At 73.5% G+C, this 1,315-nt stretch carries 2 protein-coding genes; both read right to left on the minus strand.

Features of this window, described 5'->3' with window-relative positions:
* The coding region (locus AB0M20_RS44035; RefSeq protein ID WP_364307498.1) for an SAM-dependent methyltransferase at positions 1 to 248 on the minus strand (248 nt) is incomplete at its 3' end.
* Between the two features lie 115 nt (positions 249 to 363).
* Positions 364 to 1,315: RICIN domain-containing protein (locus tag AB0M20_RS44040; RefSeq protein ID WP_364307500.1), on the minus strand; the 952-nt coding region annotated here is incomplete at its 5' end.

The following is a 1,315-nucleotide window of genomic DNA, read 5'->3' on the forward strand; positions in this document are numbered from 1 at the left end:
GGCAGACCGGTGCCGATGTCGAGGAACTGCCGGATGCCGGCCTCGGCGACCAGGAATCGCACCGCACGGCGCAGGAACGCGCGGTCGGCCCGGGCCGAGGTGACGATGTCGGGCAGGAAGCTCTGCACCTGGTCGCCGACCGCCCGGTCGGAGGCGAAGTTGTCCTTGCCGCCCAGCCAGTAGTTCCAGATCCGCGCGGTATGGGGCACGTTGCTGTTGATCGGCGCGTACGGCTCTTCGGTCACCATCGATCCTCCCTCGCGGGGGCCGACGGTATCTGATCGCCTCCCGTCCGGTCAGGGCAGGGTGCCTGTCAGTGCAAATTGTTTCACGTCGTCCTGCTCGTCTTGCTCGACCGCCCGCTCAGTCCGGGATCGTCCATTGCTGAGCGTCGCCGGCCGCGCACTCGGTGACGGTGACCGCCGTCGACGGCGTGTCCGCGCCGGTGAGGCAGGCGTCGGCTGCAACGTTGACCAGGCTGTCGTCCGGACCGGCCCGCCACTGGGCCTCCTCGCGGGAGTCGCAGCCGATGATGTGGACGGTGCTGTCACCGTTGACCTGCGCGCACTTGCCGGCCACCTGCAGCGTGCCGTCGGGCGCGAGGGTCCACCGCTGGGCGGGCGTCCGGTTGCACTCGAAGACCTGGACGTGGTTGTCGTCGGCCGGGACGCCGCCGTTGAGGTCGAGGCAGAGGCCGTTGTCCGCGGTGATCGCGCCGACGCGGGCGGCCTCCGGGGGTGCGATCATCGCCGCCGGTGGTGGCGACCCGGACGTGGGCTGCGCCGGCGACGGCTCGGCCTGCGGTCGATCGGTGGTGCGCGACGGGGTCGTGGCCGCGGTGGTGGGCCGAGTGGAGGGCCCGGTGACGGGGCCGGTGGTGGCGCCGCGTCGGGCCGGCGGCGAGGTGGTGGTCGTGGCCTGCCGCGACGCCTGCGGGGGAGAGGCGGCGGAGGAGGGTGCGGCGATCGGTGGCAGAGCACCGGAGGGGATGGGTACGCCCTCCCGCGCGTCGTCGTCGAAGAACATCGCGTACCCGGCCGTCGCGAGCCCGACCACGACGACCGCGCCGGCGCTCGCCACGGCGGCCCTGGTCCTCCGCCGCGGCGCCCTCGCCGTCGCGCCGATCCCCGCGCCCATCCCCGCGCCGGTCCCCGAGGGTGCCTTCGCCGGTGGTCCCGCCGGAGCGGTTGCCCGGTGGGAACGAATGGTGCGGTACTCACTCGCCGGCCAGCGCGTGCCCGGCTCCGGATCACCGGCGTCGTCACCGGACGCCAGGAAGGGCCGAACGAGCAGGGGATCGGGGTCTGTCATCGCC

The organism is Actinoplanes sp. NPDC051633, from assembly GCF_040681735.1.
Lineage (GTDB): Bacteria > Actinomycetota > Actinomycetes > Mycobacteriales > Micromonosporaceae > Actinoplanes.